Below are 25,951 nucleotides of genomic sequence, written 5' to 3'. Positions count from 1 at the left end.
ACCGAGTTCGGTTTCAAGTATCCAGATCGATCAAGGCGATGCCGAGTTCCGGGCGCTTCCTGCGGCGCAGATGCCCAGGCGCTTCCACCACTGTGACTTCAAGAGTCGGCCGAACGATGCCTTCGAGCAGATGCCCGCCCCGCGTGCTGCCATCGCGCAACCCGAGCACCGCGTGGACGTGAAGGCTGGGCTTGCCGTCGTCGCCGATCGCAATATGGCCGATCGCGCTGAGCACCTCGCACTGTTCCCGAACCGGGATTTTCCGATAGGTCTTTTCTCCAACGTCGAACCAGCCGACTGTCGCCGTTTCGAAGGCGCCGAGCGCGGTCAGCGAGGCGCCGCCAATGTTCTGCCCGCCCGCGAAAGACGTAAGCGCCGCGAACGCTTCCTCGCCAGGATCAAGCACCACCACGAACGTCCTTTGTCCGGCGCTTTCGGCAACGAGCTGCGATTTCATGATTTCACTCCAGACGCTGTGTCGGCTTAGCGTTGTATTTCGATCGAGAGTTCGAACGGAAAGCTGGCGCGCGAGTTCCCAACAGGTTTGGTCTGGGTTTGAACATCGCTGCGCCGTCTGACTATCGAAGATGCAGTGGTCCGGAACAAGATCGCGCAGGAAACATTGTTCCCCGCAGGCTATCTCTGAGGGAGCGGACGTGGCGCCAACTGAAATCATCGTCAGGCGTGTGCCAACGCCGCGTGAGTTCTGGATTGGTCTTGGGCGCGCCTTTGCCGGAGCGTTGATCTTCGCCGTCCCGGTGCTGATGACCATGGAAGCTTGGGCGCTGGGATTTCACCTTCACCCACTGCGGCTCGCCCTGTTCCTGGCTGTCACTTTGCCAATGCTGGTGCTGCTGCACAAGTACGGAGGCTTTCGCCAGACGGTGGCGCTTCGCGACCGCATCGCCGATGCTTTTGTGGCGATACTTGTGGCCGCTGTGGCGGCTGCTGCGGTGTTTTTTATTTTCGGCATCGTGACCGTCGAAATGCCGCTACGGGAGGTGATTGGCAAAATAGCGGTGCAGGTTGTCCCAGGCAGTCTAGGAGCATCTTTGGCACGCGCCCAGCTTGGCCCGAGTTTGTTGGAGGAGGTGGACATTCCCGAGCCCGGCTACACCGGAGAGCTGTTCCTGATGGTGGTCGGAGCTCTGTTTCTATCGGTGAACATCGCACCAACGGAGGAGGTCGTCCTCATCGCTTACAAGATGCACCCCTGGCAGGAAATCGCTCTGGTGGTGGTCACCCTCGCTCTCATGCACGCCTTCGTCTATGAGTTCGAATTCCGCGGCTCGCACAGTCCCGAGCCAGGCGCTGGATTCGTCAGCATCTTCTTTCGCTATGCAATCGTCGGCTATGTCCTGGTGATGCTTGTGAACCTTTATATCCTGTGGACCTTCGGCAGGACCGATGGCGCCGGCTTTTCGGAGACACTCAGTGCAGTCGTGGTTCTGTCGTTTCCTGGCGCGCTCGGGGCGGCGGTTGCGAGGCTCATTCTGTGACAAAGAATCCCGCAAAAGGCGACAAGCAACAGAAACAGCAGTCCGACAACAAAGGAATGACACGCAAACCCGGGACTTCGGTCACGGAGTGGGTTGTGGCGGGGATAAGCTCGGTAGCCCTGCTTGCCGTGCTCAGCTATCTTGTCGTCGATGGCTTGAGCACGCGCGATGAGACCGCCCGGATCGTTGTGCTGCCGCTCGCGGTCGGGGTCACCGAGGGCGGCTATGTGGTCGAGTTCGCCGCCGCAAACAGGGCGGGGAAATCAGTTGCTGCTGTCGAGATCAAAGGTGAACTCCGCAATGGCGATGAGATCGTCGAGGAGAGCAGCGCTACGCTCGACTATGTTCCACAGGAATCCCAACGGAAGGGCGCGTTGATCTTTCGTCGAGATCCCGAGGCCTATGACCTGCGCCTCTTTGCTAGTGGATACAGTGAACCCTGACCAGTCGACAACGCCATGGATTAAATGGCTGTGGAACTCAGCCCCGATCACGAGGTCAACCGGGCCGGCGTCAAGGTCTTTGGCGAACAGTCGCAAGCGCGGTTTATCATGCGACTGGCAGGCGTATCCGCGATCTGCCGATCAGAATAGAGGATTTATTAGTATAATTTTCTCCGGTAACGGATTGAAAATCCAGAGATAACACTGTTTCGTTCCGACCTGTCCTCCCAGAATGATGTGCATGGCCGATCCCTTCGCTCTCTATTCCTCCGGGGCGGTGGCAGGAGCCGTGTAACGGCGACGTACTGCATCCAGAACGTGCTTGCGGCTTTCCTGCGCCGAGAGCATTTCGTCTTTTTCTGCCTCGGCGGTTTCGCGCGCCAGCTCCTTGTCCCTGATCTGATGGCGAAACCATTCGGAATAGTCGCCGGCACGCAGGTGATGCTCCCAGGTCGCGTCGTCGATGCCTTCTGCAATCTGAGCGAAGATCATCAGGTTGTGGGCCCGAAGATTCATGGCGTTGTCGGGACCTCTGAAATAGAAGCTGCCGGCCTCGTCGAGTTGACCTTCCGCATATTTGCGGCTGTGACGCTTGAGCGACTGGCGCGGCTCGATCGCTTTGACCATGGCAATTTTCTTGCGGGCGTGCGGCCGCCAGAACAGCACGCGCTCGCCTTTTGGCGAGGGAATATCCTTTGGGGGCTTGATATCCGTCTCATGACAAAAGGCCTTGATGACATTCTTGGCCTTGGGACCGAGCGCAATGACGGCAGTGACCAGACGCAGGGCATCGGTCGAAATCGCTTCCGGATGAACGGTGATCAGGACAGTGCCAGGTAATTCCAACGACAGGACGGCGCGCGTGTCGTCGCGCTTCTTGGGGAGAAGATGATGCGCCTCGTCGACGACTAGCCAGTGTGGCCTCGCTGTACGGAAGCGGAAACTGCCAAGCCCGGGAAGCAGATCGGCAAAGAAGTCCGGTCGCTCATTGACCCGCAACGCCAGCCCATTGACGACCACACTGGTGTCCGGCTTCTCGATCAGGTCGAGCACTTGTGCCTTTGTCGGTTCGCTCGAGCCATCGCCTATCCGGACGGCGCCTTCGAGGCCATCATAGTCGCCTTCCGGATCGAAAATGCAGAACTGAAAGCCGTTCTCGACGAAGCGTTCCGTCAGCGCGGTGGCCAAGGTGGATTTGCCGATGCCGGAGCTTCCGGCGATCAGAACCGTGTCGGTCGGCGTCAGATAGACTTCGTCGCCGCCGGCCGAGCCGAGAAGCATGCCGTCACGGCGTTTTCGGACAAATTCCCGATCGCGCTTTACCAGTTTTTCGATCAGCTCCTCGACGCCTTTTCCACGCGCGCCGCGCGTTACAAGGTCCGCGGTATCCTTGACCGCCGCAAGTGCATTGTCGACAGCGACGCTGCAGCCGCAGGCCTGCAGGAAGGCATGATCGTTTTCAGCATCGCCAATACCGACCACATTGTGTGGCGACAGCCTGAGATCCTCAAGTGCGGCGGCCAGCCCGGTTGCTTTGTTAATGCCGCTGGGCAGGATCATCACCGCGCCCTTGTTGAAGATGATTTCCAGCTCCAGCCCGAGTTCCTTGATGACCTCAAGAACTGTTGCCTGGTGTGGTTCCCAGGTCGCAACGATCGACCGTCCGACCGAAAGCGGCTTGACGCCGTGTTTCTTCAGCTTGTCGACGAACTTGGGCGCCGGTGCCGGTGAGATCGCACGTTCTTCCTCGCTGGCAGGCGTGTAGATCAACGCCCCATTTTCGGCGACGACCTTGTCGAACATGCCGAGCTCGGGAAAAACGCGCTTGAGATCGGGCAGCTCGCGGCCCGTGACGAGGATGAGTTTGCGGCCACTTTTCTTGACCCGTTCGAGAGCAGCAAGCGTCTTTTCAGCTACGATCCCATCGTGCGCCAGCGTGCCGTCATAGTCTGTCGCCAAGGCAATGAAATACATCTGTCGACCATTTCATATCTGAGATCGCCGCTACCATCGTCACAGGCGAGAGGTCGCACAAGGATCGAGCTGAGCGGGCGACAGGCACTTAGTAGCCGCCGATGATCGGCAGTATCTCGCCAGTGATGTAGCTCGAGCAATGCGGTGAGGCGAGGAATACATAGGCCGGCGCGATCTCCTCCGGTTGTGCGGGCCGTTTCATCGGCGTGTCTGCGCCGAACTTCGAAACGTCACCGGCTTGTTTGTCAGACGGGTTGAGCGGCGTCCACACGGGGCCCGGCGCCACACAGTTCACCCGAATTCCCTTTTCGATAAGGTTGCCCGAGAGCGCGCGCGTGAAGGCATGAATGCCGCCCTTGGTCATTGAATAGTCGACCAGTTGCTTCGAGCCCTCTATGCCGGTTACGGAGCCGCTGTTGATGATCGCCGAACCGGGCTTCATATGCGGCACGGCCTCCTGCGCCATATGGAAATAACCGTAGAGGTTGGTCTTCAGCGTCGTGTCGAAATGCTCTTCGGTCAGCTCGCTGAAGTCGCTGGAATGGATCTGGAAAGCGGCGTTGTTGACCAGCACGTCGATCCGGCCAAATTCCTTTACCACCTCAGCCACCGCGTTGTGGCAGTGGTCGCGTTCGCTGACGTCGGCCTTGACCAGCATGCAGCGCCGGCCTTCGGCTTCGACGGCCCTCTTCGTCTCTTCGGCGTCCCTATCCTCGGACAGATAGACGATCGCCACATCGGCGCCTTCGCGCGCATAGAGCACGGCCACGGCTCGGCCGATGCCTGAATCGCCGCCTGTGATGACGGCTACTTTGCCATCTAGTTTTTTTGATCCGATATAGAATGGCGCATCATAGAGCGGCGCCGGCTCAATGGCCCATTCGTGCCCCGGCTTCGGCTGGTGCTGTTCAGGAAAGGGCGGCTCGGGATATTTGCGTGCTCCGGCCTGCATGGCGCCTTGCTGCTTGCCGTCCTTCGATTTGTCCTTGGCATCGATGCCGCGCTGGATGTGGCGTTGCTTGGCGGCCTCGCCGGCGATTTCCGATTTCATCTGCATGGCTGTCTCCTTAGCTTGGAAAAGGGACAACGCATGTCCGGCGAAAAAGTTTACGCGACGGTGTCATTCCTTCAGCAGCGAATCCAAACGCCAGGAAATCGATGGCGCGTACTGCCCAACTGGCAACGAATGAGGCGGCCGGACGTTGGGCACAAGCGGTGTCCGAGAAACTGAAGGCGCGCTAGCCAGGCAGATGGTATTCCGAGCTGGTGACCTGAAGATTTCCCGCCGCTCGGCAGTACAGGCTATTTTGTCACCGGATCGCGCCAGGGGAGAGGAAAATGGCTGAAGGTCATGTCAAACCAAACGGGCCGGATCTGGTCGAGGGCATCGCGCTAACCGACCTTCCCGATGGTGGAAAGATCCTCGGCCATTGCCGCGATGAGCAGGTGCTGCTGGTGCGCCGCGGGGCGGAGGTCTTCGCCATAGGGGCGACATGCACGCATTATGGCGGGCCGCTCGCTGACGGTCTTGTGGTGGAAGACACCGTCCGGTGTCCCTGGCATCACGCGTGCTTCGATTTGCGTACAGGCGAGGCCTTGCGCCCCCCTGCTTTTAATCCACTCGCTTGCTGGTCGGTGGAACAACGCGATGATCGGATATTCGTCGGAGAAAGACGCAAACGGACGGCACCGAAGCAGCGCAATGGAAGCTCCGGCCAGGTTCCGCATAGAATCGTCATTGTCGGTGGCGGCGCGGCCGGTTTCGCGGCGGCAGAGAAACTGCGGCGCGAACACTATCAGGGCAGCATTGTCATGCTCAGCAACGACGAAGCGCCGCCCGTTGATCGGCCCAATCTTTCCAAGGACTACCTCGCCGGCAAAGCACCGGAGGATTGGATTCCGCTCCGCGGAGAAAGCTTCTACTCAAGGAACGATATTGACCTGCGCCTCAATGCGAACGTCGCCAGCATCGATGCACGTTCTGGCGAAGTTGTACTCGCGGACGGGGCCCGGACTCCTTACGATAGGCTACTCCTTGCGACCGGAGCCGAACCGGTTCGCCTGACCATACCCGGCGCCAACCTGCCACACGTTCACACGTTGCGCTCGTTCGCAGATTGCAGGGCGATCATCGAGCGAGCCACGACCGCGCGCCGCGCCGTCGTGCTTGGCGCCAGTTTCATTGGCCTAGAAGTTTCCGCGGCCCTGCGCTCGCGCGATATCGAAGTGCATGTCGTGGCGCCGGAAAAACGGCCTATGGAACGCGTCCTGGGTCCGCAAATGGGCGATTTCATCCGCGCCCTCCATGAGGAGAATGGTGTCGTATTCCATCTCGAGGACACCGCAAGTAGCATCGACGGCAACAAGGTGAAACTCAGCAGTGGCGATACGTTGGCGGCGGATTTCGTCGTCGCCGGCATCGGCGTGCGACCGCGGACAGGGCTTGCCGAAATGGCGGGGCTCATCCTTGACCGCGGTGTCGTCGTGAACGCCTTTTTGGAGACGAGCGCACCAGGGATCTTCGCGGCCGGCGACATTGCGCGGTGGCCAGATCCGCACAGTGGCGAGAACATTCGGGTCGAGCATTGGGTGGTCGCAGAGAGGCAGGGGCGAACCGCGGCCCTTAACATGCTCGGCCATCGCGAGAAATTCGTCGCCGTGCCGTTCTTCTGGAGCCAGCATTACGACGTTCCCATCAACTACGTCGGCCATGCCGCGCAATGGGACGAGATCGAGGTCGATGGAGACATCATTGCCAAGGATTGCCTGCTCCGCTTCAAGCGCGAAGGGCGCGCGCTGGCTGTCGCTTCGATCTTCCGCGACATCGAAAGTCTAGGGGCCGAGGTGCAAATGGAGCGCCGGATGACCTAGCAAGGCGGGCGCTGTACGGCCGGTTCAGCCCGCGCAATCAGTCTCGGCGCGCAATGATCCAATCGGTTGCCGCCGCGAGATCGGCCACGGTTGCGGTCGGGCGCGGATCAAACCGTTTCTCATCGCCCTGCCGGTATTTGCCTGTCCGCACCAGCAATGCAGCCGAAAGTCCGGCGCGCAGGGCGCCAGCTATATCGGCCTCGGCGTCGTCGCCAACCATGATCGCCTGATCCGGCGGACAGTCCATGCTTGCCAGCGCCGACAGAAAGAATGCCGGCGAGGGCTTGCCGAGAACGATTGCGCGTTTCAGGGAGGCAAATTCCAATGCCGCGACGAATGGCCCTGCATCGAGGCTGAGCCCGCCGTCAGCATCTCGAAACGTCCGGTTGGTGGCAAGGGCCAGCAATTCGGCCCCCGCGCTCAGCTGGCGGAACGCGTCATTCAACGCCGCATATGTGAAGGCGTCTCCGGCATCGCCGACGATGACGGCGCGCTTGTCGCGATCCGGCAGTTCGTCAAACTCCGGCGCAAGGCCAGGGTGAACCAACAAGTGTGGCGCACAGCCATTGCGAAGCAGCCATTCGCGAGCAGCGTGCGCCGGCGTGAAAACATCTGCCTTGGTAACGGTGAGTCCCATTGCCTCCAGACGTTCGAGAACCTCCTGTTTCGACGAGCGCGTGGTATTGCTTACGAAGCGTATGGCCAACCCGGCCTGGCGCAAACGCGCGAGGGCGTCGATCCCGCCTCGTATTGCGGTCTCGCTATCATAGATGACGCCTGCGAGGTCCAGCAGTACACCCCTTGTCATCGGTCCAGCATGACCACGAGTCCGCCATGCGTCAAATCCGGAACAAGGCCATGGTTGTTCCTTTTGGATCAGGGCGGGCAGGCGCATTCGATTGACCGACGGTCACTGCCACCATTCGGGGAAGGCCGTGCGGGCAGCTTCGGCCAGCGTCGCGATCTCCCCGTCGGGAACCGAGCTGTAGGGCCAGAGCAGTCGCGGGCCAAGCGGCGCCCAGCCGCCGGCCGCCGCCATCGCCTTGTCGAGTGCCGCATCGCTGACATTGTAGCGAGCGCGAAAAGGCAGAACGTGCGTGGCGAGAAAGGCCTGGATGCGCTTCTCGACCTCGGCAGCGGCTGCCGCGTCGGTGCGGATCATACGCCACCACATCACCGCGCCTTCGGGCTGAGGCAGGCGATGTTCGAATAGCTGCCGTGGGCGCCATGGGCAAATCCCGTCGCCAGCATATGGCCGGGCACGAAGACCGAAAATCCCGGCAGTTCGCGGTGCATGTCGGCGTACCAACTGGTCTCGCCGCCCGGCAGCTTGGCGCCGACCAGCGACGGCACGGCTGCGCGCAGCCTGGCGATACGTTCGAGTGTCAGGCGCCGCTTGGCGTGCGGCGGATTGTAAAGCACCAGTGGCATGTCAGGCGCAGTCTCGCCAAGACCGCCGACGAAACGCATGACCTCGCCGTCGCTCGGCGGCCACCAGTCGGGCAAGGTGAATTGCACTGCCGCCGGGCGAAGCGCCGACATCCGCATCAGCCGCTCGCGCGCGACGCGCGGATTGGACTGGCTGATGCCGATCTGGAAAGGCAGGCGCGCGCGGCCGGCTATCGTGGCCACCAGGTCGCAAAGCCGGTCGAACTCGGGCTCGGTCTGGCAGTGGAATTCGCAGGCGGTGCCGTTGGAATAGATGCCGTCGACTCCGGTCGCGCAGAGCCGCGCGATCGTCTCTGCCGTCGCCTCCCAATCGATCGCTCTGCGATCGTCGATGGCCAGCATCACTGCACCCCAGACACCGCGCGGCGCATGTGCGGGCAAGTGGGTCAGGTGGTCGTCCGGTTCAGCAAGCACCGGCGATCTCGTGCTCGCGCCGAGTCTCGTTCGAGGCAAAGGCGGCTTCGATGATGCCGATGATCTTGCGCCCATAGGCGCCGGAGATTGGCACCGAACTGTCGTCCGCAATGGCATCGCGCATCGCCGTCCATTCGCGCACCAGCGCGTTGTGCATCCAGTTCGGCTCGAACGAGCCGGGCAGGTCGGTCCAGACCGTATCGCGCCCCAGCATCGTGCCGCGGTCCATGTCGATGCGCAGCGTTCCCTGCTCGCAGACCAGGTCCATGGCGTAGGTGGTCGCGCCATTGCGATAGCCCACGCTCTGCACCTGGCCGAGCCCGCCGCCGGCGAAGCGCAGTCCGAGCAGGGCGGTGTCATCGGCTTCCTGTTCATGGAACTTGGCGCCAAGCATGGCGCTCACCGAAACCACATCGTCATCCATCAGCCAGACCAGGCGGTCGAGCGCATGAATACCGGCCGTCAACAGCATGCCGCCGCCGGTTGCTTTGCGCAGATGCCAGTCGCGGCGATTGTGCTCCATCCAGAGCTTGATGATCCAGCTCGATCCGATGAGAGGCCGGCCGAGCGCTCCTTCCTCCAGCATCTGCCTGGCTGCCATGCAGGGCAGGGCGAAATGCATGAGATGGGCGACCATCAGCTTGACGCCACCGGCGGCCACGGCGGCATTGATCGCATCGCAGGCCGCTGCCGTCGGCGCCATCGGCTTTTCGAGCATGATGTGCTTGCCGGCCTCTGCTGCGCCGATCGCCATCTCGGCATGGAGGTGGTGAGGGCTGGCGATGAGGACAGCGTCGACATCCTTGTCATCCAGCAGCTTGCGCCAATCGGTGTAGCCGCGACCACCATGTTCGCCGGTGAAGCCGGCCAGGGCATCGTTATTCCCGCGGCACGATGCGACGAGCTGCAGGCCGTGCACTTCTTTGATTGCCCTTGCATGGGCCGCACCGAAATCGCCCGCTCCGATAATGCCTATTCCAGTCATCGTCCTGCCTTTTCATACGCGGCGTCGATAAGCGACATCGCCGCAACATAGTCATCGATCGAAGTCGCCGGCGGCGCCTTTCGGGCCAGCCGGTCGAGCGTGTCGCCCATGCACAGGCGGTAGCGCGTCGCCGGCAATTCGACCGGCAAGTCAACGATAGCGCCATCGTCGAGCGTCGCACAGATGGCGCGGTCGCCATAGTCAATGAGGGTGGCATTCTCACTGACGATGCGCCATTCGAAATCGCCGCCGGGGCGCATCGACGCGAACGTGTATCCTGCCTCGACGACGAACAAGGCTCCGGCAGCATCTTCCAGCATAAGCAGCGCATGGTCCTCGACCGCGGCGCGGTGAATGCGGTTCTCGATCGAAACGGCTTTCAGCTGAAGTCCGCCGGTTGCCAGGCTGAGCGCGGCGTCGAGGCCGTGTATGCCGAGGTTCCTGAGCGCGCCACCGCCACCGATCGCCGGATCCACGACCCAGGCGACACCTTCGGCCGCATAGCGCTGCGGCGGGCCATTGACCAGCCGGAACTGGCAATGCGCAACCGCACCGGCACGGCCTTGCCGGCGCAGCCGTTCAAAGGCAGTGACGGCCGGTCCAAAGCGGTTGGGCAGGGGAACGCTGACGAAGGCCTGGTGCTGCCCCGCCAGGTCCCGCAGCGCGGCCAACGCTCCGGTGCTGCTCGCCGCCGGCTTCTCCAGGATCAGCGGTATGCCAGCTTCGACGACAGCCCGCGCCCGCGCCGGTACGGTCGAAGGATGTCCCATCAGCAGGATCACGTCCGGCGGGCTGGAGAGGATTTTCGCAAAATCCGCAATGAACGGCAGACGATGACGCGTCGCGAAGGCGCGCGCATGCTCCGCGTCCTCATCCCAAATGCCGGCTATTTCGGCGTCACATGAGTGGGCAGCGTCGAGATGCATTTCGGCGTGCCAATGGCTTGAGCCGGCCAGGACGATCTTCATTTCAGTGGTGTATCCTCCTGCTTGCAGGATATCCTACAAGTCGCTATGCTACAAGCATCGACCGCTTTGCGGCGCGCCATCGGCGCAGTTGCGGCGGCGCTTGGAGCAAAATGTCGGAACCCAAATCGATCTCGGAACCCAAATCCATGTCGGAACCCAAGTCGATCGAACCGCTGACCCGACCGCCGCTGCTTCACGTCAGCGTGCAGGAGAGCCTCAGGAACTATATCCAGAGCAACAAGCTCAAGGCAGGCGATCCCTTGCCTCCGGAGACCTTCCTGGCGCAGCGGCTCGGCGTCGGCCGCAACTCGGTGCGGGAAGCGATCAAAGCGCTGGAGTCGATCGGTATTTTGGAGACGCGTCGCGGCATCGGCGTGTTCGTCAAGGAATTCTCGTTCAAGCCTTTGCTGGATAATTTGGCATATGGCCTGCAGGATTCGTTGCGCGACGTGGAGGAGCTGCGCGAGATCCGCCGCGTCCTTGAAACCGGCCTCATCGCCAAGACCATCGAGATGATCAGCGCCGAAGACATCGCTGCGCTGCGCCAGCTGACCGAAAGCATGCGGCGGCGCGCCGAGCGCCAGGAGAGCTTTGCCGAAGAGGACCAGCAATTCCACCAGTTGCTGTTCCGCTGCCAGAACAATCACATGTTGAGCGCGCTGATCGACATTTTTTGGGTGGCGTTCAACAAGGCCTCGAATTTCACCAGCCTCGACAATCCGACGCCGCTGGCGACCTGGCGCGACCATCACGAGATCGTCGAGGCCGTCGCCGCCAAGGATGTCGACCGGGCGCGTCAGCGCCTCGACGACCACTACAGGGGGATTCAGCAAGTCATCGCCAAAAACCGGATTACCTGACCCAACGCCGGACTACCTGACAAATGCCAAGGGAGGAAAAACCATGCGCATCAAGACCATAGCTCGTCATCTGACTGTTGCCGGGCTGCTGCTCGGCGGCCTGGCCCCCAGCGTCCAGGCGCAGGGCGCCAAGACCATAACCGGGGGCTTCGACGTCGGCCCCGGCGGCTTTGCCAAGAACTTCAATCCGCTGGCTGCGACCGGCGGCTTTACCTGGCTCAGCACATATTTTGAACCGCTGGTCATCTACAACGCCGAACTGACCGAGCTCGAAGGCGATCTGGCCAAGGACTACAAGGTCGGCGACGACCAGCTGACTTACACGTTCAACCTTGCCCAGGAGACCTGGCACGACGGCAAGCCGTTCACATCCAAGGACGTCAAGTTCACGCTTGAGCTCGCCAGGAACAAGGCCTCCGGCAGTCTGTTTGCCGCGCGTCTCGGCGATATCGCGTCGGTCGACGCGCCGGACGATCGCACCGTGGTCGTCAAATTGTCGAAGCCCAACGGCTCCTTCCTGTCCATTCTCTCGCAGGTGATGATCCTGCCGGAGCATGCTCTGGCCGCGATGCCGCCGGAAACGCTGGCCACAAGCACCTGGTGGTCCACCACGCCGGTCGGCACCGGCCCGTTCAAGTTCAAGCGCTATGTCAGCGATCAATATGTCGAACTGGCCGCGGATGACGACTATCGCGACGGCAAGCCGAAGGTCGACGTGCTCATCAACCGGTATTTCGAGAGCCCGGCGGCGGCCGTTGCCGCGCTGCGCGCCGGTGAAATCCAGTTCACCTATGTCGAGCCAGACGACGCGGTATCGTTCAAGAGCGACAGCAATTTCAAGGTGATCGAGGGTGCTTCTTATGTGGTCAACTACATCGGCCTCAACCAGAAGGTCGAGCTCTTTAAGGATGTTCGCGTCCGCCAGGCGATCATGTATGCGATCGATCGCAATGCCATCATCGAGAGCCTCTATGGCGGCGCGGCCAAACCGGCGAATTGCGGCTACGTCGCACCGCATCTGCTCCCGGAAGGCCTCGAACCCTATGCGTACGATCCGGCAAAGGCCAAGGCTCTGCTTGCCGAGGCGGGCTGGGAAAAGATCAACGGCGACAAACCCATCACCTTGCTGACCTATTACGGCTCGCCGCAAGCGGCCAATGTGATGGCCGCCATCCAGTCGATGCTGGCCGAGGTCGGGATCAATGTGGTGCCGCGTGTCGTCGATACTCCGACTTACAACGGCATCGTCTACAAGGAAGGCACGCCGGACTGGAACGCGTTTGCGATGGTCTATGCCGGGCTGCAGAACGGTCCCAATCCGGCTGGCATCAGCCCTGGTCTCAACAAGTCCCAGATTCCGCCGGCAGGCTTCAACACCATGCGCATCGAGTTCGATGATCTCAGCGCCGCATTGGACGCTGCGCTCGCCCAGACCGATCCGGCCAGGATCGATCAATCCTGGCAGCAGGTCTGCAAGGTGATGAACAAGGATCTGCCCTGGGCGACCTTATGGGTGGCCAACCGCTATGGCGTCGCCTCCAACAAGCTGCGTGACTTCGTCTGGACGCCGGCGCCGGCCGGCGGTCCTTATGCGGCTCACCCGGAACGCTGGGACATCCAGTAACGGCTGGCGAGCCATTCCGGCCCGCCAACGAAACGGGCCGGCACGATGCCGGCTCCGCTCACCATCGCCACGGACAGCCAATGCTGAGTTTCATTGCCCGCCGCAGCGCTACAGGACTGTTGATGCTGGTCGCCTTGAGCGTCCTCATCTTCATCCTGCTGCGGCTGGCGCCCGGCGATCCGATCGACGCCTATATCAATCCGTCCAGCCCGATGTCTGCTTCCGACCTCGAAGTCCTGCGTGACCGGCTTGGGCTCGACCAACCGCTTCCCGTGCAATACCTCGCCTGGCTTCGCGCTGCGCTCGGCGGCGACTTCGGCTATTCGATCCAACGCGGCGGCGTTGCCGTGCTGCCGCTGGTCATGGAGCGCATCGGCCCAACCGCCCTCTTGATGGGCACCGGCCTAGCCATCGCCATCGTGCTCGGCATCTCCGCCGGCATCTTTAGCGCCGTCCGCCGCAACGCGCTGCCCGACATCGCGCTGTCGATGGTTGCTTTCGTCGGCATCTCCAGCCCGGCGTTTCTGACGGCACTTCTCGGACTGTACTTTTTCTCGGTGCTGCTGCGCTGGGCGCCATCAGGCGGCATGCAGACCGCCGGCGCACCTTTTTCCGTATCGGACGTGCTCGCGCACCTGGTCCTGCCCGCCTGCCTGCTGTCCATCGGACACGCCGCGCTGATCATGCGCTACATGCGCGCGTCGCTGCTGGAAGTGCTCAACCAGGATTATGTGCGGACCGCGCGTGCCAAGGGAGTGCGCGAATTCTGGGTCATCATCAAGCACGCGACCCGCAATGCGCTTTTGCCGGTCATCACCCTGATCGGCTCGACGGTCGGCATCGCGATCGGCGGCGCCATCTTCCTCGAAAGCGTGTTCAACTGGCCAGGCATGGGCCTGCTGCTGGTCAACGCCGTTGGCACAAGGGATTACCCGGTGATCATGGGCGCTACTCTGGTGATCGGCATCTGCGTCATTCTGGTCAATCTCCTGACCGATATCGTCTATGCCGTCGTCGACCCGCGCATCCAGGTGTCGTGATGATAATCACCGCACCAGATCCGACCGTCGAGCCGACAGCCGTGCCGCAAACCAAAGGACCGCTCCGCCGCGCTCTCGACCGCTTCTTCGAAAATCGTGCGGCGCGCGCCGGTCTGCTTATCGTCGTCCCCATCCTGCTGGCGGTTTCGACCTATCCTTTGTGGTGGCCGTTCAGCCCTAATGCCATCGATCTCAGGGCGATCAACAAGGGACCGTCCGCTATTCATTGGCTAGGCAGCGACGGCGTCGGCCGCGACGTCATGGCCCGGCTGATGCAAGGCGGGCGGATATCGCTGCTGGTCGCCGTCTGCTCGGTCGCCATCTCGATCGTCATCGGCTTCCTGCTCGGCGCCGTCGCCAGCTTCGGCGGGCGCCTTGTCGACGGCACGGTGATGCGCTTCGTCGATCTCGCAATGACGCTGCCGCCGGTGATCTTCCTGCTCGTGCTCGCTTCGATCGCCGGCACCGGCATCGCGCCGACCATCCTGGTGATCTCGCTGCTCTCATGGCCGGTGCTGTCGCGCATGGTGCGCGCCCGGCTGCTCGAGCTGCGCGAGCGTGATTTCGTCGTCGCCGCCCGCGGCATGGGGGCGGGGCTGCCGCATCTCCTGTTCCGCCACGGCCTGCCCAACTGCATCGATATTCTTGTCGTCTACGCCACGCTGCAGATCGCCAACGCCATTCTGCTCGAAGCCGGCCTCTCCTTCCTCGGTCTCGGCATCGCGCCGCCCGAGGCCAGCTGGGGCAACATGCTCAATCTCGCCCGCTCCACCGTGGTGCTCGAACAATATCCCTGGCAATGGATGTTTCCCGGCGCCGTGCTCGTGCTCACCGTCCTGGCCATCAACTTCATCGGCGACGGTCTGCGCGATGCATTCGACCCTCGTTCCGATCTCAACTGACCCAAAGGTTTTTCAACATGCCCCTGTTTACCGGCGTCGTGCCACCTGTCGTCACTCCGCTCAATGCCGATTTCACTGTCGATTTCGCGTCGTTTACCCGGACCATCGAAAACCTGCTCGACGGCGGCGTTCACGGCCTCTTCGTGCTCGGCTCGACCAGCGAGGTGGTCTTCCATGACGAGGCCGGCCGCCGGGCCATCCTTGAGCACGCGGTCAAGGTCAACAACGGCCGCGTTCCGATCTTCGCCGGGGTCATCGACCCGACAACCGATCGGGTCATCAACCATGCCAAGATAGCCAGATCGGCCGGTGCCGACGCGGTCGTCGTCACCGCGCCGTTTTATGCCCGCACCAGCCAGCCCGAGATCGGCGATCACTTCCGCTATATCAAGGACGCGGTCGACATTCCCATCATCGCCTACGACATTCCGGTCTGTGTCCATGTCAAGCTGGAGCGTAAGACCACCGTTACCCTTGCTAGCGAGGGCGCTATCGCCGGCATCAAGGATTCCAGCGGCGATGACGGCAGCCTGCGTTATGTGCTCAAGGATATGGCCGACGATCCGAATTTCTTCGGCATGACCGGATCCGAGATCCTGGTCGACAGCGTGCTAGCCATGGGCGCGCATGGTGTCGTGCCGGGCCTCGCCAATGTCGACCCGCACGGCTACGTCAAGCTGTGGACCTTGATGCAGACGGGTCAGCACGCCGAAGCCCGAGTGGAACAGGAGCGGCTGTTGAAGCTGTTCGAGATCGTCTGGATCTCGCTCGGCAGGACAAGCGCCGGCTCGGCCGGCGTTGGCGCTTTCAAGACCGCGATGAAGAGCCTCGGCATCATCGCCTCCAACACCATGGCGCGGCCGCAACGCAGCTTGAACGACGAGGAAACCGCAAGGGTCGAAATCATCCTTCGCGACGTCGGGTTGCTGCGCTGACCGTGGACGCTCCGATTCTCTCGATTTCCGGTCTGCGGGCGGTGTTCCGTATCGCGGGACGCGACATTGCCGCCGTGCAGGACCTCGATCTGACGATCGGATCGGGTGAAACGGTCGCGCTCGTCGGCGAGTCCGGATCGGGCAAGTCCGTCACCAGCCTGTCGATCATCGGCCTGCTGCCGAAGAAGATCGGACACATCGCCGAGGGATCTATCGCGCTGCGGCGCAGGGATGGCACGGTCACCGAGCTGACCGGCCTCGATCCTGAGTCGCTGCGCAAGGTGCGCGGCAACGACATCGGCATGGTGTTCCAAGAGCCGATGACCAGCCTCAATCCGGTCTACACGATCGGCGAACAGATCGCCGAGCCGATCCGCATCCATCTTGGCAAGTCGCATCGCAATGCGGCCGCCGACGCCGTGCGGCTGCTGGCTCAGGTCGGCATTCCCGATCCCGATCGGCGGGCGCGGCAATACCCGCATGAGCTGTCGGGAGGGATGCGCCAGCGCGCCACCATCGCCATGGCCTTATCCTGCAATCCGACCTTGCTGATCGCCGACGAGCCGACTACCGCGCTCGACGTCACCATCCAGGCCCAGATTCTCGACCTGCTGGCCGAGCTGCAGGCGGAGCGCGGCATGGGCATTCTGTTCGTCACGCACAATCTGGGCGTCGTTGCCGAGATCGCCGACCGGGTCGCGGTGATGTATGCCGGGCGCATCGTGGAATCGGGTCCGGTGAGCGAGGTGTTCACCCGTCCGCGTCATCCCTACACCGCGGGGCTGATGCGTTCGGTGCCACGGCTTGGCCAGGCCACCTCGCTGAAGGCAGCAGGAACGCCGCTTCCGACCATCGCCGGCAATGTTCCGTCGCTGGCCTTGCTGCCTAAGGGCTGCTCCTTCGCGCCGCGTTGCGCCATGGCTGTCGATGCCTGCCGCGCCGCGGTGCCGCCATTGTTCGCGGCGACGTCGACCCAGCACAGCCGTTGTTTGCGTTGGAAGGATCTCTGACGATGAATGCCCCCTTCCTTTCGGTCAGGAAACTGACCAAGCATTTTGCGCCGACGGCGTTCTCGCGCGGTCCCGTCGTCAGGGCGCTGCAAGATATTTCCTTCGATATTGCGCGCGGCCAGGTGGTCGGCCTCGTCGGTGAATCCGGATCGGGCAAGACCACGATCGGCCGCTCGCTGCTGCGTCTCATCGAGCCGACATCCGGCGAAATAAGCTTTGACGGCATCGATATCACCAAGCTGAGCGCCGGGCCGCTGGCTCGCCAGCGCCGAAAGATGCAGTATATTTTCCAGGATCCGTTCGCCAGCCTGTCGCCGCGCATGACCATCGGGCAGATCCTGACCGAAGGCCTGGATATTCAGAGCATCGGCAACAGGCGCGAGCGGCGGGCGAGGGCGGAGAAGGCACTTGCTGCGGTCGAGTTGCCAGTCGATGCCTATGATCGCTACGCCCACGAATTTTCGGGCGGGCAGCGTCAGCGCATCGGCATCGCACGGGCGATTACGCTCGAACCCGAATTCATCGTCGCCGACGAGCCGGTCTCTGCCCTCGATGTCTCCATTCAGGCGCAAATCATAAATCTTCTGCGCGACCTGCAGGTCCGGCTCGGTCTGACCATGCTGTTCATTTCGCATGACCTGGCCGTCGTCGAATATATCTGCGACACGGTGATCGTTCTCTATCTCGGCCGCATCATGGAAGTTGCGCCGGCGGCCGCGCTCTATGCGCGGCCGAAGCACCCCTATACGCGCGCGCTGCTTTCGGCCATTCCGTCGTTCGACCCACTGGCCAAGCAGGGCCGGCAGGTGCTGAAGGGCGACATTCCAAGCCCCGCAAATCCGCCAACCGGGTGTGTTTTCCGAACCCGTTGCCCGGTTGCCCTGGACGCTTGTGCCGGCATCGTCCCGCCATTGCGGGCAACAGCGTCCGATGGCCATCTGAAGGCCTGCATTCGCGACGACATCGGCTAGCACTCATTCGTTTGCCGCGCGCGGCAATTGAGCTACTTGTCTTTCCAGAAATCGGCCTGGAGTTGCGCCGCTTCATCGGCAAGCAGCGGGCCGACGACTTCAGTCTGACGCTGCCCAGCTTCGAAAACGACCGTGCAGGGCAGGTCGAGTGTGGGATTCTCGACGTGTGCACCCGTCAGTGCCTTCATGTCATGCTCAGCCAGCCCGTACACGACGCGTCCGATACCCGCCCAATAGATTGTCCCGGAGCACATCGCGCAAGGTTCGGCCGAAGTGTAGAGTGTGCAGGAGGCCAGCTTTTCGAGACTGAAATTCATCCCCGCCCACGAGGCCAGCAGCCTTTCGGCATGAGCGGTGCGGTCGCCCCCTCCGGATTTGTAACCGTTGAGTTGCTCGCGCAACACATTGCCGTCTTTGTCAGCGAGGAGCGAACCAAAGGGATGTTCGCCAGCATCGCGGGCCTTGCGCGCAACTTCGAACGCCTGACGGAGCAGGCGCTCATCATAGGGGCGTTGTGGCATCGGCAGATCCTCCGGCAGTGCCGTTTGATCATAGTGCCGGACAATCCGGCGACTCAAGTCATATGCCTTTCTGCGCTCGCTTTCTGCGCTCCACGGCGATCATCGACAGTGTGCCGACTTTCAGGCCGCGGCCGTCGGCAGGTGATCGCGGATCCACCTGACGATCTGCCCCGCCGTCATGGCGCCGGATGTGCGCGCAACCTCCTGGCCGCCATGGAAGAGGATCATGGTCGGGATGCTGCGAATGCCGAGCCTGGCTGCAACGGCCTGCTCATTGTCGGAATTGAGCTTGATCAGGCGAACGTGCGGCTCCAGTTCGTTTGCTGCTGCTTCATAGGCCGGCGCCATCATCTTGCAGGGGCCGCACCACGGTGCCCAGATGTCGACGACAACGGGGAGACTGCTTCGTTTGACCTGGCGATCGAAGCTCTGTGCGTCGACGTCTGCCGGGCGACCCGAGAACAGTTTAGAGCCGCACTTTCCGCATTTCGCGTCCCCGGCATCCCGTCCCGGCGGCATGCGATTGACCCCGCCGCATTTGCCGCAAACCATCAGTTTTTCCTGCGTCATGCCCATTCACCCATCTTTATGCGCGTCGCCGTCACGATGCTGTCTTGAGTGCAGTACCCTGCGCAGGAGCGGCCGCGTCCGAAACGCTCGCCAACTCGGCGGCGATGTCGGCGAGCTTTCGATCGGCGTCGACCTTGCGCCAGGTGGACGGGGTAGCCTTTCGTTGCAATTGCCGCGACAAGATATCGACAGTGGCGTCGGAAGGACCGCCGCTGCGCTCGCTCACCCGCTGCCAAAGAACGAGCGGATCCGCCTCCAGCCAGAATCCGGCGAAAGCAACGTCTCTGCCGTTTGCCACCTTCTCGATGCGGTCGCGATCGGCCGGCCTGTCGAAGACGGCATCGGCGACCACCGAACCGCCTTCGGCAAGGATCAAGCCGGCGCGCCATGCCATTTCGCGGTAGACGCGGTCGGACACCTCCGGTTGATAAGCCCTGTCCGGCAGCTTCGTCTCGGCCGGTACCCCATGCATCGCTTTGCGGATGCGATCGCTCTCGACAATGCGGGCGCCGGGCGGCGCGCCGACATGCGCGGCGAGTGCCTCGGCAACGGCCGTCTTGCCGGAACCACTCAAGCCGCCGATAGCGATCAGCCGAGGAGGCCTTGCCTGGAGAAGTGTTCGGGCAAGCTCGAAATAGGATCTCGCCTCGGCAATCAGCCCGCCGGAATCGGCACTGCCTTCCTCGATCTGGGTTGCGGTGACGTGCGCGCGCACTGCGGCCCGCACTGCCATGAAAAACGGCAGGAGAATGAAGCCGTCCTCGTCGTCTGCCTCTTCGAGGTAGCGGTTCATCACCAGGTTGGCGAGTTCCGGAAAGCCGCGATGCCAGAGGTCCATCAGCAGGAAGGCCAGATCGTAAAGCACATCGATGCTGGCGATCTGGTCGTTGAATTCGATGCAATCGAAGAGGCGGGGCTCTCCGTCGAAGAGACAGATGTTGCGCAGATGCAGATCGCCGTGGCATCGCCGGATCTTGCCTGCCGCTTCCCGCCGGTCGAGCAGTTCGCGATGACGGGCAAGGGCGGTGCTGAAAATCCCGGTGAATGCGTTGATCTCGGCTTCGTCGAAAACATGGCTGGTGGCAAAGCCGGCTTCGTTGATGGCGAGCACGCCTGCCAGGTTCGAGGATCCGCTGCCCTTGTGGACCTCCGGCGCGCCGCGATGATAGCGCACGATCATGCGCGCGACCGCCGTCATCAGCGCAGGCGTCAGTTCGCCACCGACTGCCATTCGATCGAGCAGCTTCGACTGGTCGAAGCGGACCATTTCGATCGTCGCATCGACCAGTTCGCCGCTCCCGTCGAAGGCGAGCTTGCCGTCGGCCTCTCGCGTGACGCGCCGCACACCCAGATAGAGGCCGGGCGCGGTCTTGGAGTTAAGCTCCACCTCCTTCTCGCAAGCGGCGAGCCGCAGCACCGGGGTCGAGAAGTCGACATAGGGCAGCTTTACAGCTTGCTTGATCTTGTAGGCGCGCTGGCCAACCAGGAAGATACGTGAGATATGGGTTTCGATCGCCTCGACCGGCCCAGTCTCGCCATATGCGGCAGGGTCCATCAACATCGCGACCACGGATTCCTGATCTTCGACGATCATCGGATGCCTCTTTGTCTGTATCCACGTGGTCGCTGAAATTCCGCGCCATCGGGCCCTTCCTGCTGCAGCGTCTGGATATAACCAGCCAAGTCACGGATGCGTTCCCTAGTGCGACTTCTCCGGCGTTCGGCCGTATTTGTTGGCGTCCTTCGGAAGACATTGGCGGCCCCACAACGGCATATCGCGATCGCCATGTTCAGGCACGACGTAGCGGCCTGAAGCCTGTTAGCGTCCGGCACGTGGGCATGTTGATACGGATCAAAATGATGCGCGGCGACTTTCTTGTCTCAGCGCTAGGAACGCGCCGAGCCGTCTCGCTGTTGTTGCAACGACGATTGGACTTTGAGGCAAGATCGGGAGCAGCCGCCATGGCTTTCAGGACGATACTTACCGTTACGGGGCCGGACAAGGGCGACGACGATCTCAGGCTGGCCGCCGACCTGTGCAACGAAATCGGCGCCCATCTTGCGGTTCTGGTCGTTGCCGTAGCTGCGCCGCCACCGGTCGGGGAGTATGCCGCAGTCGTTTCGGAAGCCTGGCTCGAGGAGCGTCAGGCCGACGAGAACCTGTTGAAGAAGCGAACCGCCGCCGTGTCGGCTTTTCTCGCCGGCAGGGTGCTTTCGGCCGATGTCTCCAACGAATGTCCGGAAGCCGGCTGGGCCGACGACACCATTGGCCGCCGTGCCCGCTACGCCGACATTACGGTTATTGGACCGGAGTTGCTTGCCAATGAAACGCTGAAAAGCAAGGCGATCGAAGGCGCGTTGTTTTCTTCAGGAAAGCCCTTGCTGCTCATCCCCGAGGGGTCGCGGCCGACACTGAAGCCGAAACGCGTGCTGATTGCATGGGACGCTCGTCTGGAGTCATCGCGTGCCGTCCGCGAATCTCTCAACATGCTGCCAGGTGCCGAAGAGGTGCGCCTTGTCATGGTCGATCCGGTGGAGGACCAATACCGCCACGGGGCCGAACCCGGAGCCGACGCCGCTGCCTATCTCGCGCGGCATGGCGTGAATGTCACGGTCGACCGGCTGCCCAGCTTGGATCATTCAGTCGCCGACGTGCTTCGCAGGCACGCGGTCGACATCGCCGCCGATCTGATGGTGATGGGCGCCTATGGTCATTCCCGGTTGCGCGAGCGCATCTTCGGCGGCGTCACCATCTCGATGCTTGAAGACCCGTCGATGCCGATCCTTATGGCGCGTTAATCGCCGGCCAATACGGCATGGTCGAGCCCGAAAACGCGCAGAAGGGTTGGGCTTGCGAGTGAGTCTCAGGTAGGGTTTCAGGTGGGAGGCGGCTTCGGGAAAAGGTAAGTGCTTGTTTTTTCTGGTCGGAGTGGCAGGATTTGAACCTGCGATCCCATCATCCCGAACGATGTGCGCTACCAGGCTGCGCTACACTCCGTGACCAGACCGCGGGCTTATAGCCGCCGCACTTCGTTCCTGAACGCGTCGGGTCAGAAGCCGCGACCAATTGACCCGACACCCGCGCTTGCGCTGGCACGGGACAGGCCTAGGGTCCCCTTCGGGATCAAGCGTTGCCACGGAAACATTGCCGATGACCGACAAGACACATTTCGCGCAGAAACCTGTTCTGGCGCTGAAACCCCTCAATGCTCCGGGCAACAGCTTTACGGGTCTCTTCTCCGGCCACATCGACGGCACAAGCTTCGAGCGGGTTCAGTTCGACTGGGAGCACCTGGGCCGCGGCCGCTACGACATCGTCCTCTTCCACTGGCCGACCGAATTCTTTCGGCCGAGCAGCCGCAAGGCGACGCTCAAGCTTCTCGGCCGCATGCTCTGGGACAGGGTCTTTCACGGAACCAGGTTTCTGTGGGTGGTACACAACCTGGAGCCCCATGACGGCGGCAGCTTGAAATCGGGGCTGACCACCTACCTGTTTCTGAAGCTGCTCGACGGCGTGATCCTCCTCTCCGAACATTCCCGCCGCGAGTTGCATCGCCTGCATCCCGCGGCCCGTTCGCTCGCCACGCTGGTCACGGTCCATGGTCGTTATGAATCGGTCGCCGAACCACCGCGGGACGCCAGACCATCCGAGCGACACAACAGGCTTCTCTTCTTCGGACTGATCAGGGAGTACAAGAACGTCGAAAAGCTGGTTACCGAGGCCCGCAAGGCGACGGCTGCGTTTTCGCTCACGGTGATCGGCGTTTGCCCGGAAGAGGATCTCGAACGCAGGATCCGCGCAGCCGCGGGCGACGACAAGCGGATTAAGCTGGACATCCGAAGGGAGTTCGTGCCGGACGACGAGTTAGAGCGCGTCATCGATTCACACGACGCCGTCGTGCTGCCATACCGCAACATCCTGAACAGCGGCGTCGCGTTGCATTCGCTCGGGCGCAACAAGCCGCTCCTGGCCCCGCGGATCGGCAGCCTGCCGGAGCTTCAGGAGGTGGTCGGAGCCGAGTGGGTGCATCTGTTCGACGGCGAAATATCGGCCGCCACTCTCGAGAGCTTCCTCGCCGCACTCCGCAAGTCCACGTCGCCGCGCCCGGACCTGTCGCCATTTGAGTGGACGAGGGTCGGATCGGATGTCACGCGCTTCCTGAAATCGCTGACCGCGCGGCGCGCTGCTGTCGAGCCGACCCCGACGGCCTCTCAGCAATCCCAGAGATCGTAGGGGAAGCTCGCCTTCAGCCTCGCGAGATCTGGCCGGGCCGTGCCCATCGGGCTCGCGCGGACGGCCTCCTCGCGCGATCGCGTGATGTCCAGTCGCGCGCGGCCGACGCCGAGGACATAGTCCTCATATTTCAGTGTGTTTTCTTCTTCCGACAGGCGCAGATACGTACAGGGAATGCCGAACGCGTCGGCAATAACCAGCCCGTGGAGCGAGCTCGAGATGACATGGCTCGCTTCCGAAATGCGCCGTACCACGCTCGCCCAATGGTCGAGTGGAGAGACGACGTTTTCCCATCCCTCCATCTTCGGCAGGTCGTGCAAGTTGGGGACGAACGCGACCGGCGTCTTGCGCTCGGCAGGTTTCGGAAAACGGGAACCCAGAAGATCGGCAACGAGGATCCCGGGGTCGCCGAACACCTCGGGCACGTCGATGCCACGCCGCACGAGAAAATCGCGGGTGAGGGGACCACGGACGGCGCGCACGTCGAGCGAGCTGAACACGTGCCGTTCGTCTCGGATCTTGCCGTTGATGCCGGAACCCCAGACGACGTCGCCGTTGCGCGCGAAATGCAGGATCGAGCCTATGCCCAGGAGCCTCACCGGCCTCGGACGTTCCTCGTCCAGGAAGCAGCCGGCGTCGGCCGCCATCTTGTTGACAATCACCGAGGAGAGATAGTCGCCGAAGTTCACGCCGAGGGGCGACTTCCAGTAGAACAGCTCGATCGTGTTCGGCTGGAACGGGGGAGGGGGCACGTAGCCTCTGTCCCGTCGAGCAAGACCGCGCACCTTGCGGACAATTTTCCTCACACCTTGAGCCATGGCGGCCTCTTCCAGCAAAACGAACACCTCTTCCCTCGGGCTTGCTCTCTGCCAGACCCGCCACCGAAAGCGGTGTAGCACATTCGACCGCGGGTGTTGCCTCATTGTCGACCAACGCGAGCCGTTGTGCAGTGCGGCAAATCGGCGCCACCGCAAATGTGAAAAATCCGCTCCGCGCCGGCTCTCCACGGTAATTGTGCGGTGCGGCAAATGGGCGCTGATCTTTGTTCTCGTTACCCGTCTTCGTTCGCGGTATAAGCGCTGCGGCTCGGGGTGCAACAAGAGCGCCAAATGGCGCTGAGAGTATCGGGAATCGCCTGCAGCATGAGCAGTATCACCGGGCGGCTCATCAAGGGAAGCATGTGGCTCAGCCTGTCGCGAGCGATCGTGAACGGGCTGGCAACGCTCAGCACCTTCGTGCTGGCGTGGTACCTCTCGCCTGCCGATTTCGGCCTCGTTGCATTGGCGACGACGATGCTCCTGATCGTCACCACAGTCACCGAACTCTCGCTCACCCAGGCGCTCATCCGACATGAGGCGCCCACCGAATCGCATTTCAGCGCTGCCTGGACCCTCAATGCCACGCGCGGACTGATACTGTGCCTTTTCTTCGCGGCCTGTGCCTGGCCGGCATCGGTGGTCTATGAAGACCCGCGCCTGTTCGGCGTCATGGTTGCGCTGGGCTTCAGCGTGCTGCTCGGCAGCATGACGAATCCGCGGCTGATCATGCTGCAGCGCAAGCTGATCTTCTGGCAGGAATTCGTGCTGAGCGTTTCGCAGAAGTTCGTTGGGGTCGTCGTGGCGGTGGCCATCGCGATGATCTTCCACAGCTACTGGGCCCTGGTGGTGGGTACCCTCGTGAGCCAGGCGACCTATCTCGTCACCTCCTATCTGGTGGTGCCGTTCCGCCCGAGGATCGTCTTCAAGCACATGCGGGAGTTCTTCTCTTTCTCGGCCTGGTTGACGGCCGGCCAGATCGTCAACACGCTCAACTGGCGCTTCGACCACCTGCTGATCGGCAAGGTGCTCGGCAATGCGCAGCTTGGCTACTACACCGTCGGCAGCAATCTCGCCCGCCTGCCGACACGCGAGGCGACGGCGCCGCTCACCCAGACGATCTACCCGAGCTTCGCCACAATTCGCGACGACCCAGGCCGCCTCGCCGCCGCCTATCAGCGCGTCCAGGCACTTGTCGCCGCGATCGCGCTTCCTGCCGGCATCGGCGTTGCGGTGATCGCCGATCCCCTGGTCAGGCTGACGCTGGGTGAAAAATGGGCGCCGGCAATCTTCATCATCCAGTCGCTCGCCTCGGTGTACGCCCTGCAGACGCTGGGCTCGCTGGCGCAGCCGCTCGGCATGGCGAAGGGCAAGACGAGGCTTCTATTCGTCCGGGACACGCAGATGCTGTTCGTCCGCGTACCGATCATCTTCGGCGCCCTCATGCTCTACGGGCTCGAAGGTGTCATCTACAGCCGAGTGTTCACCGGACTGCTCGGAGCGCTCGTCAACATGGTGCTGGTCAAGCACTTCATCGGCGTAACGGTGCTGGAGCAGCTGGCGGCCAACGGGCGTGCGCTCGCAAGCATCGCAATCATGGCCGCGGGCGTCTTGTTCGCCTCGACCTGGCTGCCCGCGGCGAACGACAGCGTGGGGCTTGCCTGGCAGCTGGCGATCCTCGTTCCGTTGGGCGCGGTCCTCTATTGCGGGTCGAGCTTCGGGTTATGGCTGTCGATGAAGCGGCCCGACGGGCCCGAGCGGGAAATCCTGAACATCTTGGGCAAGATACTGTCGAAGGTTCGCCATGGCTGAAGCTAGCACGTCGGATTTGCTGCAACACGAGCCGAACGGTCGGCCAGATGGAGG

25 protein-coding genes and 1 tRNA gene are annotated in these 25,951 nt (G+C 62.3%); 13 read left to right on the top strand and 13 right to left on the bottom strand.

What is annotated here, in order from left to right; genetic code table 11:
* Positions 1-13: 13 nt before the first annotated feature.
* The gene (locus A9K68_RS23455) at positions 14-457 is read right to left on the bottom strand and encodes a PPC domain-containing DNA-binding protein (RefSeq protein ID WP_065010376.1); all 444 of its coding nucleotides are present in this window, start codon (positions 455-457) and stop codon (positions 14-16) included.
* A 199-nt stretch (positions 458-656) separates the two neighbouring features.
* Between A9K68_RS23455 and A9K68_RS23450 the strand changes: the two genes are divergently transcribed.
* A complete protein-coding gene (locus A9K68_RS23450) occupies positions 657-1,499 on the top strand; it encodes a TIGR02587 family membrane protein (protein ID WP_065010377.1) in 843 nt (280 codons plus the stop codon).
* Entirely contained in the window at positions 1,496-1,942 is a 447-nt protein-coding gene (locus A9K68_RS23445; RefSeq protein WP_246811217.1) for a TIGR02588 family protein, read from the top strand. Before A9K68_RS23450 ends, A9K68_RS23445 begins: the two co-directional genes overlap by 4 nt.
* 261 nt (positions 1,943-2,203) lie before the next feature.
* Here the strand turns inward: A9K68_RS23445 and A9K68_RS23440 are convergent, their stop codons facing one another.
* Both A9K68_RS23440 and A9K68_RS23435 read right to left on the bottom strand, forming a co-directional pair.
* Positions 2,204-3,916, bottom strand: a complete 1,713-nt coding sequence (locus tag A9K68_RS23440; protein WP_065010378.1) for an HAD family hydrolase — start codon at positions 3,914-3,916, stop codon at positions 2,204-2,206.
* A gap of 88 nt (positions 3,917-4,004) precedes the next feature.
* On the bottom strand, positions 4,005-4,973 hold the full coding sequence (locus tag A9K68_RS23435; RefSeq protein ID WP_065010379.1) for an SDR family oxidoreductase: 969 nt from the start codon (positions 4,971-4,973) through the stop codon (positions 4,005-4,007).
* A 281-nt stretch (positions 4,974-5,254) separates the two neighbouring features.
* On the opposite strand from A9K68_RS23435, the gene A9K68_RS23430 reads away from it, so the two are divergent.
* Positions 5,255-6,787, top strand: a complete 1,533-nt coding sequence (locus A9K68_RS23430) for an FAD-dependent oxidoreductase (RefSeq protein ID WP_065010380.1) — start codon at positions 5,255-5,257, stop codon at positions 6,785-6,787.
* Between the two features lie 37 nt (positions 6,788-6,824).
* On the opposite strand, the gene A9K68_RS23425 is transcribed toward A9K68_RS23430, so the two are convergent.
* From A9K68_RS23425 to A9K68_RS23410, 5 genes are all read right to left on the bottom strand, one after another.
* A complete protein-coding gene (locus A9K68_RS23425; protein WP_065010381.1) occupies positions 6,825-7,595 on the bottom strand; it encodes a TIGR01458 family HAD-type hydrolase in 771 nt (256 codons plus the stop codon).
* A 102-nt stretch (positions 7,596-7,697) separates the two neighbouring features.
* The gene (locus A9K68_RS31870) at positions 7,698-7,961 is read right to left on the bottom strand and encodes a hypothetical protein (protein WP_246811216.1); all 264 of its coding nucleotides are present in this window, start codon (positions 7,959-7,961) and stop codon (positions 7,698-7,700) included.
* Positions 7,961-8,650: a dihydrodipicolinate synthase family protein gene (locus tag A9K68_RS23420; protein WP_246811215.1), complete on the bottom strand. Its 690-nt coding sequence runs from the start codon at positions 8,648-8,650 to the stop codon at positions 7,961-7,963. Before A9K68_RS23420 ends, A9K68_RS31870 begins: the two co-directional genes overlap by 1 nt.
* The gene (locus A9K68_RS23415; protein ID WP_065010382.1) at positions 8,640-9,635 is read right to left on the bottom strand and encodes a Gfo/Idh/MocA family oxidoreductase; all 996 of its coding nucleotides are present in this window, start codon (positions 9,633-9,635) and stop codon (positions 8,640-8,642) included. The genes A9K68_RS23420 and A9K68_RS23415 overlap by 11 nt, the downstream gene beginning before the upstream one ends.
* Positions 9,632-10,603 (bottom strand): Gfo/Idh/MocA family oxidoreductase, encoded by a 972-nt coding sequence (locus A9K68_RS23410; protein ID WP_065010383.1) that lies wholly within the window; start codon positions 10,601-10,603, stop codon positions 9,632-9,634. Before A9K68_RS23410 ends, A9K68_RS23415 begins: the two co-directional genes overlap by 4 nt.
* 146 nt (positions 10,604-10,749) lie before the next feature.
* Here A9K68_RS23410 and A9K68_RS23405 point away from each other — a divergent pair, with 146 nt between their 5' ends.
* The 7 genes from A9K68_RS23405 to A9K68_RS23375 all read left to right on the top strand — a co-directional run bounded on the left by A9K68_RS23405 (position 10,750) and on the right by A9K68_RS23375 (position 17,945).
* A complete protein-coding gene (locus A9K68_RS23405) occupies positions 10,750-11,463 on the top strand; it encodes a FadR/GntR family transcriptional regulator (protein ID WP_065010471.1) in 714 nt (237 codons plus the stop codon).
* A gap of 43 nt (positions 11,464-11,506) precedes the next feature.
* Positions 11,507-13,087 carry an ABC transporter substrate-binding protein gene (locus A9K68_RS23400; protein WP_065010384.1) on the top strand — a complete coding sequence of 527 codons (1,581 nt, stop codon included), beginning with the start codon at positions 11,507-11,509 and terminating at the stop codon, positions 13,085-13,087.
* 80 nt (positions 13,088-13,167) lie between these two features.
* Positions 13,168-14,127 (top strand): ABC transporter permease, encoded by a 960-nt coding sequence (locus A9K68_RS23395; protein ID WP_065010385.1) that lies wholly within the window; start codon positions 13,168-13,170, stop codon positions 14,125-14,127.
* Complete coding sequence (locus tag A9K68_RS23390) at positions 14,127-15,029, top strand: ABC transporter permease (protein WP_065010472.1); 903 nt, start codon at positions 14,127-14,129, stop codon at positions 15,027-15,029. Before A9K68_RS23395 ends, A9K68_RS23390 begins: the two co-directional genes overlap by 1 nt.
* Positions 15,030-15,046: 17 nt before the next feature.
* Entirely contained in the window at positions 15,047-15,964 is a 918-nt protein-coding gene (locus A9K68_RS23385; RefSeq protein WP_065010386.1) for a dihydrodipicolinate synthase family protein, read from the top strand.
* A gap of 2 nt (positions 15,965-15,966) precedes the next feature.
* Positions 15,967-16,974, top strand: coding sequence for an ABC transporter ATP-binding protein (locus tag A9K68_RS23380; protein WP_065010387.1), 1,008 nt, complete (start codon positions 15,967-15,969; stop codon positions 16,972-16,974).
* Between the two features lie 2 nt (positions 16,975-16,976).
* Entirely contained in the window at positions 16,977-17,945 is a 969-nt protein-coding gene (locus tag A9K68_RS23375; RefSeq protein WP_065010388.1) for an ABC transporter ATP-binding protein, read from the top strand.
* A 32-nt stretch (positions 17,946-17,977) separates the two neighbouring features.
* On the opposite strand, the gene A9K68_RS23370 is transcribed toward A9K68_RS23375, so the two are convergent.
* From A9K68_RS23370 to A9K68_RS23360, 3 genes are all read right to left on the bottom strand, one after another.
* Positions 17,978-18,466 (bottom strand): nucleoside deaminase, encoded by a 489-nt coding sequence (locus tag A9K68_RS23370; protein ID WP_065010389.1) that lies wholly within the window; start codon positions 18,464-18,466, stop codon positions 17,978-17,980.
* 120 nt (positions 18,467-18,586) lie between these two features.
* Positions 18,587-19,036, bottom strand: a complete 450-nt coding sequence (gene trxC / locus A9K68_RS23365) for a thioredoxin TrxC (RefSeq protein WP_065010473.1) — start codon at positions 19,034-19,036, stop codon at positions 18,587-18,589.
* Between the two features lie 31 nt (positions 19,037-19,067).
* Complete coding sequence (locus A9K68_RS23360; protein ID WP_065010390.1) at positions 19,068-20,630, bottom strand: bifunctional aminoglycoside phosphotransferase/ATP-binding protein; 1,563 nt, start codon at positions 20,628-20,630, stop codon at positions 19,068-19,070.
* 368 nt (positions 20,631-20,998) lie between these two features.
* Between A9K68_RS23360 and A9K68_RS23355 the strand changes: the two genes are divergently transcribed.
* Entirely contained in the window at positions 20,999-21,835 is an 837-nt protein-coding gene (locus tag A9K68_RS23355) for a universal stress protein (RefSeq protein WP_065010391.1), read from the top strand.
* Positions 21,836-21,957: 122 nt separating this feature from the next.
* Here A9K68_RS23355 and A9K68_RS23350 read toward each other — a convergent pair.
* Positions 21,958-22,034, bottom strand: a tRNA-Pro gene (locus A9K68_RS23350).
* Positions 22,035-22,187: 153 nt separating this feature from the next.
* On the opposite strand from A9K68_RS23350, the gene A9K68_RS23345 reads away from it, so the two are divergent.
* On the top strand, positions 22,188-23,270 hold the full coding sequence (locus A9K68_RS23345) for a hypothetical protein (protein ID WP_065010392.1): 1,083 nt from the start codon (positions 22,188-22,190) through the stop codon (positions 23,268-23,270).
* On the opposite strand, the gene A9K68_RS23340 is transcribed toward A9K68_RS23345, so the two are convergent.
* Positions 23,249-24,106 (bottom strand): polysaccharide pyruvyl transferase family protein, encoded by an 858-nt coding sequence (locus A9K68_RS23340; protein ID WP_203546857.1) that lies wholly within the window; start codon positions 24,104-24,106, stop codon positions 23,249-23,251. The two genes, A9K68_RS23345 and A9K68_RS23340, sit on opposite strands and share 22 nt — an antisense overlap.
* A 306-nt stretch (positions 24,107-24,412) precedes the next feature.
* Between A9K68_RS23340 and A9K68_RS23335 the strand changes: the two genes are divergently transcribed.
* Complete coding sequence (locus A9K68_RS23335; protein ID WP_065010393.1) at positions 24,413-25,897, top strand: lipopolysaccharide biosynthesis protein; 1,485 nt, start codon at positions 24,413-24,415, stop codon at positions 25,895-25,897.
* Positions 25,898-25,951: the final 54 nt, after the last annotated feature.

Origin of the sequence: Mesorhizobium sp. AA22 (assembly GCF_001672375.2) — a bacterium.
Classification (GTDB): Bacteria; Pseudomonadota; Alphaproteobacteria; order Rhizobiales; family Rhizobiaceae; genus Mesorhizobium; species Mesorhizobium wenxiniae.
The sequence above is the reverse complement of the archived record's forward strand: the minus strand, read 5'-3'. Positions and strand labels throughout refer to the sequence as shown.